The sequence below is a fragment of the Aeromicrobium sp. genome (assembly GCF_032084975.1).
Taxonomy (GTDB): Bacteria; Actinomycetota; Actinomycetes; order Propionibacteriales; family Nocardioidaceae; genus Aeromicrobium.
In genome coordinates this window covers 59,562-67,785 of record NZ_DAMDLR010000012.1, presented here as the reverse complement: position 1 = coordinate 67,785, position 8,224 = coordinate 59,562, and the positions used below count along the sequence as shown (strand labels likewise).

Annotated in this window: 5 protein-coding genes; 1 reads left to right on the top strand and 4 read right to left on the bottom strand. The window is 71.0% G+C overall.

Going from position 1 to position 8,224, the window contains the following annotated elements:
- The 4 genes from RT323_RS04995 to RT323_RS04980 form a co-directional block, all read right to left on the bottom strand.
- The coding region (locus RT323_RS04995) for a DNA polymerase III subunit gamma and tau (RefSeq protein ID WP_313405528.1) at nucleotides 1-1,241 on the bottom strand (1,241 nt) is incomplete at its 3' end.
- Nucleotides 1,242-1,274: 33 nt separating this feature from the next.
- Nucleotides 1,275-5,186: an InlB B-repeat-containing protein gene (locus tag RT323_RS04990; protein ID WP_313405526.1), complete on the bottom strand. Its 3,912-nt coding sequence runs from the start codon at nucleotides 5,184-5,186 to the stop codon at nucleotides 1,275-1,277.
- A 94-nt stretch (nucleotides 5,187-5,280) separates the two neighbouring features.
- A complete protein-coding gene (locus RT323_RS04985) occupies nucleotides 5,281-5,877 on the bottom strand; it encodes an HAD hydrolase-like protein (RefSeq protein ID WP_313405524.1) in 597 nt (198 codons plus the stop codon).
- Nucleotides 5,878-5,991: 114 nt separating this feature from the next.
- Nucleotides 5,992-6,969: an alpha/beta hydrolase gene (locus RT323_RS04980; RefSeq protein WP_313405522.1), complete on the bottom strand. Its 978-nt coding sequence runs from the start codon at nucleotides 6,967-6,969 to the stop codon at nucleotides 5,992-5,994.
- Between the two features lie 144 nt (nucleotides 6,970-7,113).
- Here RT323_RS04980 and RT323_RS04975 point away from each other — a divergent pair, with 144 nt between their 5' ends.
- A complete protein-coding gene (locus RT323_RS04975) occupies nucleotides 7,114-8,178 on the top strand; it encodes a family 43 glycosylhydrolase (protein ID WP_313405520.1) in 1,065 nt (354 codons plus the stop codon).
- Nucleotides 8,179-8,224: the final 46 nt, after the last annotated feature.

Here is an 8,224-nt window from a genome sequence, read left to right as displayed (position 1 = left end):
GCCTCGGGCACGGGAGCCGTGGGCGCAGGTGCGGGCGCCGGGGCCGCGGCGGTGACCTCGGCAGAGGGGGCGGCCCCCGACAGGCGGCGCTCGAGCCGGTCGAGCCGGGCGTGGAACCCCTCGACCGAGTTGTCCGCACCGGGCACGAGGATCCGCGCACACATCAGCTCGAGCATGAGGCGCGGAGCCGTGGCACCGCGGAACTCGGTCAGGGTCTCGCTGACGAGATCGGCCGCGCGGGTCAGCTCGGTCGGCTCGAAGCCGGCGACCTGTCGCTGCAGGACCGCCGTGCGGTCGGCGGGCGTGTCGATTAGACCGGTCTCGGCCGCGTTCGGCACGGCCTTGAGGATCACGAGGTCGCGGAAGCGCTGGAGCAGGTCCTCGGCGAAACGTCGGGGGTCCTGACCGGACTCGATCACCTTGTCGACGACGCCGAACACCGTCGCGGCGTCGCTGGCGGCGAAGGCCTCGACGGCCTCGTCGAGCAGCGAGTCGGGCGTGTAGCCCAGCAGCTGGACGGCCAGGTCGTACGTGACGCCGTCGGGGCCGGAGCCGGCGAGGAGCTGGTCGAGCACGCTGAGCGAGTCACGGACGGAGCCGCCGCCGGCGCGCACCACGAGCGGGAGCGCGGTGGGCTCGAGGGTGACGCCCTCGCTCTGGCACAGCTGGAGCATGTAGTCGCTGAGCAGCTTCGGCGGCACCAGTCGGAACGGGTAGTGGTGCGTGCGCGAGCGGATCGTGCCGATGACCTTGTCCGGCTCGGTCGTGGCGAAGATGAACTTCAGGTGCGGCGGCGGCTCCTCGACCAGCTTGAGCAGCGCGTTGAAGCCCTGCGGCGAGACCATGTGGGCCTCGTCGATGATGTACACCTTGTAGCGGCTGCTGACGGGGGCGAAGAACGCGCGCTCGCGCAGGTCGCGGGCGTCGTCGACACCGCCGTGGCTGGCCGCGTCGATCTCGATGACGTCGATGCTGCCCGGTCCGCCGCGCGCGAGGTCGCGACAACTCTGGCACTCGCCGCACGGGTCGGAGATCGGTGCCTTCTCGCAATTCAGCGCACGCGCCAGGATCCGAGCGCTGGTGGTCTTGCCGCAGCCGCGCGGACCGCTGAACAGGTAGGCGTGGTTGACCCGGTTGTTCGACAGCGCGTGGCGCAACGGATCGGTGACGTGGTCCTGGCCGATGACCTCGGCGAACGTCTCGGGCCGGTAGCGCCGGTAAAGAGCCAGGGGTGCATCCACGGAGACCACCCTAGACGCCTGACCCGACAGCGGTCATCGTCGCCGCGCACGCCCGACGAACGCACCGCCTGCGAGCAGCAGCGCGAGTCCGGAGGCGAGCCACCAGGCCGACATCGTGCTGCCCGCCGCGGGCAGCTTCGCCTCGGTCTCGTCGGTCTGGGAGACCGCCTCGACCCGGACCATCAGCGTCGCGGTCGTCCCGGTGGCGTGGGTCGCCGTGATCGTGTGCGGCGATGCGTGCGGGAACGTGACACGGTTGCCGTCCACGACATCGGAGGACACCGAGCTGGTGAAGGTCACGTCGCCGGTGACGTCGCCGAGGTCGTTGCCGAACCGGTCGGTGCCGGTGACCGTCAGCTCGATGCTCTCGCCTTGGCGCGCCGTGCCGGTGAACGTGAGCTCCATCTCGGCGACCTCGTCGAGAGCCACGGCCACGTCGACCTCCAGGGTCGCGGTCGTGCCGTTGGCGTGGGTTGCGGTGAAGGTGCGCTTCCCGGCCTGGGTGAAGGACGCGTTGGCGCCGTCGATGATGTCGCTGGGGTTCGAGCTGGTGAAGCTCACGTCGCCGGTGACGTCGCCGAGATCGTTGTCGAACCGGTCGGCGCCCGTGGCACTGAGCGCGATGGTCCCGCCCTGTGCGGCGGTGCCGGTGGAGGAGAGCGTCATGGTGAGGACGGGGTCCAGCACGACGGCCACGCTCACCACGAGGGTGCCCGTGCTCCCGTCCGCGTGGGTCGCGGTGAAGGTGCGGTCGCCGGCCTGGGTGAAGGACGCTTCGGCGCCGTCGATGACGTCGCTGGGGTTCGAGCTGGTGAAGATCACGTCACCCGTGACGTCGCCGAGATCGTTGCCGAAACGGTCCCGGCCCTCGGCCGAGAGGGTGATCGTCTCGCCCTGGGCCGGGGTGCCGGAGGACGCGACCACGAGCTCCGACTGGGCCGCAGCGTTCACCGTGACGGCGAGCTCCGCCGTGTAGGTCCGGCCGCCCGCCACGGTGGAGGCCGTGACGGTGCCGGTCCCGGCCAGGGTGCCCGAGAGCCCCCACGCGCCGTTCGTGTGCGTGAGCGAGACGTCGGCGGGGGTGGTGATCGTCCAGTCGGCGGGATCCACCGAGACCGGGTCGCCGTCGCCGTCGGTCAGCGTGAGATCCGTCGCGACCGGGTCCCCGGCCGTGACGGAGATGGCAGCACGATCGAACGCCGCGGCACCCTCGTCCCACGTGGCGGAGAGGTCCACCGGCACGGCCGCGCCGTCGGCGCTCGTGCCGGGCAGGGTGGTCATCGCGGTAAACGGGTCGTCGTCGTGGGTCCATCCCGTGAACGTGTCGATCCCGCGCGTCGGGTCGGCGGGCATCGTCCGGTGGCCGGTCCGGACCGAGGGGCCGTAGACCGTCGCCGAGCCGGTCGACGCGGTCACGGCGTAGTGGTGACCTGTGATGCCCACCGTGCCCGCGACGTCGCTCAGGGCGATCAGGCCACCGTTGGCGATCGTGCCGGACCCGGTGATCCGGGCGCCGGTCGTCGGGTCGGCGGTGGTGCCCAGGACCTGCCCGGTAGCGCCGACCGTGATCGGGTTGTTGGTGGTGCCGAGCGTCCCCGACGGGAGGCGCACCGTGCCGTCGATCCGGACCGAGCCGTGGAGCCCTCGCCAGTCCGTCGATCCCAGCGCGGTCGGGGCTTGGGCGTCGGCGTTGACGGTGACGTCCGCGCCGGCGCCGATGACGACGTCGATGCCAACTCCACCCGGTCCCGGACCGATGCCGGGAACATCGACGTCACCCCCGGGGACGATGGCGCCGCCATGGGCGACGACGGTGCCGCCCGTGATCTCCACCGACGTCTTGAGGCCGGCGTCCCCGCCCGATCCGATCCCCGGAGCCGCCGTGGCGCCGGTCGCCGTGACCGAGCCGCCGGTGATGTGCACCGAGCCGATGCCGCCACGCCAGCCGGACCCGATGCCGGCGCCGGAAACACCCGTGGCGCGGGCTGTGACGGTACCGCCGCTGATCGTGACTGTTCCCGTTCCGCCCAGGTGGCCGCCGCCGATGCCCGCTGCGTTGTTCGAACCGGTCGCGGTGACGGTTCCACCGTTGATGGTGACGGTGCCGCCGGCCTCTCCGCTGACGCCGCCGATGCCCGCTGCGAAGTTCGAACCGGTGGCGGTGATGGTGCCTCCGTCGATGACGAGGGTGGCATCCGTCGTGCGGATGCCCGCTTGGCCTCCGCGAGCGACCAAGGTCCCGCCCGTACGGCCGTCGTCGACGGTGAGGGTATTGCCCGGCGCGATGGTGACCGATCCGACCGTCAGGTTGTGACCGTTCAGGTCCAGCGTGAGGTCGCACGAGGCCACGGCCGTCACCGAGCTGGCCGTCATGTCCTCGGGCAGGCGCACCGTCCGGCCGTCGGTGCAGTTGAACACGCGGCCCAGCCAAGAGGTCGTGGTCGCCCACGCGGCGGTGACCGGGGCCGACACGGCGTTGCCGTTGGTCGACCCGTTGCCCAGATCGGTGTCCAGTGTGAAGGCCGAGCCGCCCGAGCGGGTCCAGCCGTCGAAGACGTGGCCGCTGCGGGTGGGTCGCGCCGGCAGGGCGAGTCCTGCGGCGCGCAGGGTCGGCGCGTAGATCGTCACGCTCGGCGTCCCACCGGGTCCGGCGGTGCCGGCGGCGAGGTTGTAGGAGACGGTGAAGTGATGGTTGTTGACCTTGGCGGTGGACGCGACCGAGGTGGGTCGAATCGCGCCGTTGTTGACGATCGTGCCGTTTCCGGTGATGACTGGGCCCGCCTGGGGGTCGTCGTCCAGGCCGAGGACCTGTCCCGTCGCGCCGACCGTGTAGACGCCGTTGTACGTGTTCAGGATGCCGCTGGTGCGGACCGTGCCGTCGATCGTGACCCGGGCCTTGGTCGTGGCGCCGTAGTCGAAACCGTCGCCGCCGTAGCCGATCGCGGAGGCGAGGGGGCCTCCCGTCGCGGTGACGGTGGCGCGCTCGCCGATCAGGATCGCTCCGGCGGAGTATCCGTCGTCCGAGGGCCCGATGCCGGCGCCGCCCTCGTCCGTCGTGCTGAACTGGCCTCCGCGGCCGGTGGCGGTGACGGTCCCGCCGGTGATCGAGATCGGACCTTGGCTGCGGTTGTAGCCGCCGCCGATGCCGGCGCCCTGGAAGCCGCCCGTCGCGTTCACGGTTCCGCCGCTGATTTTGATCGTCCCCGAGTCGCCCCAGCCGTTGCCGCCGATGCCGGCGGACATCGAGCCGCCCGTGGCGGTCACCGTGCCGCCCGTGATGTTGAGCGTGGCGTTCGCGGGCACGGTGATGCCGGCGACGGACTGCGCGCCCGCGGCGGTGATGCTGCCACCGGCGATCGTGAGCTCGGCGTCGGCCGAAGGGGAGATGGCCGCGACGCCGTAGCGGCTCGTCGAGTGCAGTCGGCCACCGCCGACCGAGTCGTCGATGGTCGCCTGAGCACCCGAGTTCACGAGTATGCCCTCGAGGTTGAGCTGATGGCCGGCGAGGTCGAGGGTCGCGTCGCATCCGACCATGACGACCTGGTTGCTGACCGAGATGTTCGAACCCAGGCGAGTCACGTCGCCCGCAGCGCAGGAGGACAGCGCCTGCCGAAGGGCGGATAAGGTCGTCACGAGCGTGACGGCCCCAGCGGCCGCGCGCTGCTCGGCGCTTCGCCGCGTCCGGGTCGGCTTCGGCGTCGCTGCGGTGGTGGGCGCGACCGTCGGCGCGTCGGAGGGCTCGTCGACCGCGGGGCCCGTCGGCGTCTCGCTGGGTTCGGGGGAGGGCTCGGTCGGGTCACTCGTCGGTTCCGTCGTCGGTTCCTCGACCGGCGCCGTGGCGGACGGGTCCGCCACAGCCGGCCCGTCGATCGTGTCGTCGGCGACGGCAGGGACCGAAGCCCCGACCACGAGCGCGACGACGGCAGGAACGAGGACGTGACGCATTGACATCGAGGGTCTCCGAAATGAATGAGCTCCCCCGAGCGGGGACGATCTTACTACGATTGTCGGTCGAAAAGTTCCATTGGTCACACCTTTTTCATGCGTCTCGCAGGAGCGAGCTCACGGACGCCAGACCCTCCACGACGTGTGCGGCTCCGGCCTCGCCCAGCTCCTCGGCCGAGCACGGTCCGGTCGTCACGGCGATCCCGACGACGCCGGCGATCCGCGCCGCGTCCATGTCGTGCACGTGGTCGCCGACGTACGTGTCCGCGTCCTCGTGCATGAGGACCTCGGCCTTCTGCTCGCGCCACGCGTCGCCGATGACGGCGTCGTGCGGCAGGCGCAGGTGCTCGAGGTGGTGGACGGCGTTGGGGCCGTTCTTCGCGGTGATGACGATGGCGCGGCCGAGGTCACGCGCGGCGGCGAGCGCTTCGGCGGCGCCGGGCATGGCGATCACCTTCGGCACGGCGATCTCGGCGTACATCGCTCGGTACCGAGTGAACATCTCGGGAACGGTCTCGGTCGGGAACCAGTGACCCAGTTCCCACGTGAGCGGCGGTCCGAGGCGCGACACGGCCAGCTCGGCGTCGATGAACACGCCCGTCTGCCGCGAGAGCTCCTCGTACACGGCGCGGATCCCCGGGCGCGAGTCGATCAGCGTCATGTCCAGGTCGAACCCGATCGTGCGGGTCATGGGCGGGTCACCTGCGTTCCCGGTCGACTTTTGGTCGTGAATCCACCGTTCCCGGCACGAATCGCGTGGATCCGCGTCCAAAAGTTGTCCCGGGGACGGCGCGCGACGCCCCCGTCACGGGATCCACCGCTCGAGCCACTCGGACGTCAGGCGGTACGCCTCGGCACGCGGCTCGTCGTTGGACAGGTAGACGTCGTGCCGTGCGTCGCGCACCTGCAGCGACGTCACGTCACCGCCGAGGCAGCCCGCCCAGCGGGCGATCTGGCGGACGTCGAGGACGGCGTCGGACGTGTCGGTGTTGGGGTGGTGCTTGCGGCTGAACCAGGTCCGGTGCGAGCGCAGCACGAGGGACGGGACACCGATGTCCAGGCCCCGGTGCAGGTGGGCGTGCCCGCGCCGGACGGCGGTCATCCAGCCGAACGTCACGGGGAACCCTTCGAGCGGCTTCCACGCGATGTCGTAGTCCCACGCCCCGCCGTGCTGGTGGTGCAGGCTCACGCCGTAGGAGTCCGTGGACGGCAGCTTCATCGCCTCGCGCGGGCGCACCTTGGAGACCGCGCGGATGAACTCGGTGCCGACCGTGCGCATCCACGCGGCACCCTGCAGGTCGAACCACGGGCTGTTGAGCACGAGACCGGCGACGCCGTGGGCGCGGGTGCCGCCCGGTGCGAGGTTCATCCGGTCGAGCCACAACGGCAGGATCAGTCCGCCGGTGGAGTGCGCCGACAGGACGATCGGGGCGTCCGGCACCTCGGAGCGGACGATGCGCAGCGCCTCGTCCAGCTCGGCGTCGTACAGCGCGAGGTCGGACACGTAGTGGGGTGTGTGCCCCGGGGCGAGGGACCGGCCGCACTTGCGCAGGTCGAGTGAGTAGAACGCGAAGCCGCGCTCGGCGTAGAACTCGGCCAGCTCGGTCTGGAAGAAGTAGTCCGAGAACCCGTGGACGTAGATGACCGCGGCGCGTGGCTGGCCCTCGTGCTGGCGCCGGACGAGGGTCGCGGTGATCGAGCCCTCGCCGTCGGGGTCGTCGCCCAGGTCGATCGTGAGCCGCTCGTAGGGGTCCCCCAGGATGTCGGCGCTCCAGGTCTGCACGGTGGTCTCCTCGCGACGTCGGACTGCGTGCCCACCCTAGGCGTCGGCGCCGACGGCGGTCGTTTCGGCGGCGTGCGGTGTCCGTCAGCGTCATTAGACTCCCCAGCGTGACCAGGTGGTCACGAATCGGGGGAAGGACCTTTCATGACACGAATCCATGCACGACTCGCCCTGGCCGGAGTCACGACCGTGGCGCTCGCCGCGGGCGTGCTCGCGGTGCCTGCGGCCAACGCGGCGCCGGACAAGCCGATCCTGCGCAGCTGGGCCAACCCGGGCGTCGCCGAGGTGCCCGGGGCCGGCTTCGTCATGCTGCGCACCGCGGCGTGGGACAAGCCGGCGGTGGCCCGGACGGCACCACACCCGCGGGGCCCGTGGACGTCGACGAAGAAGCGCCTGCTGAGCTCGGCGCCGAAGTGGGCCAACCCGAAGAAGCGCGGGGTCTGGGCACCGTCGATCATCCGCGGGACGAACGGTCAGTGGGTCGTCTACTACTCGGCCCTGGTCCGTGGAGCCGGCTCGACCCGCTGCATCGGCACCGGCACGGCGGCGACGCACCTGGGCCCGTTCACGCCCGACCCGCAGCCCATCGCCTGCTGGCGCGGCTTCAAGAAGCTCAAGCCGCAGGACTCGATCGCGGGCAAGCGCCGGTTCGGCCTGATCGACGCCACCCCGGCTGTCGTCGGTGGCAGGACGGTCCTGCTGTTCAAGACGCAGCGGGGGTACAAGTCGGGCGGCAAGACGATGTGGGACACCTCGACCCGCATGCTCAACCTCGACCCCGCCTCGCCCAACCGCGCCATCGCCAACCCCGTGAACGGCAAGGTGCGCAGCGTCCAGCTGATCCGCAAGCGTCACCGGTACATCGAGGAGAACCCGGTCCTGGTCGAGCGCAACGGGACGTTCACGCTGTTCACCTCGTGGGGTTGGTACGGCACGCCGAAGTACTGGACCCAGTACCGCCAGACGACCAACCCGTGGGGTGCCTGGCCGAAGAAGGCCACCCGCCTCTCGTTCCCGAAGGGCACGAACACGCTGGGCCGGGGTAACGCCCAGGCGATCGGCGACTCGCAGGGCCGTTGGTGGTTGTTCTGGAACGGTCACCGCGCCAACTACAAGCGAGGTGAGGGGCCGAAGTTCCTCTACGTCGGTCGTCTCGACTGGAAAGCCGGTGGCCAGCCGTACGTGAAGCGGGTGCTGAAGAAGAAGTGACCCAGCAGCACTCACATGGTCCGGGCGGCGGGTGGGGCAGGGGCCC

Coding starts and splice junctions, on each gene's coding strand:
- RT323_RS04990 (WP_313405526.1), bottom strand. CDS start 5,186: ATGCGTCACGTCCTCGTTCCTGCCGTCGTCGCGCTCGTGGTCGGGGCT.
- RT323_RS04975 (WP_313405520.1), top strand. CDS start 7,114: ATGACACGAATCCATGCACGACTCGCCCTGGCCGGAGTCACGACCGTG.
- RT323_RS04985 (WP_313405524.1), bottom strand. CDS start 5,877: ATGACCCGCACGATCGGGTTCGACCTGGACATGACGCTGATCGACTCG.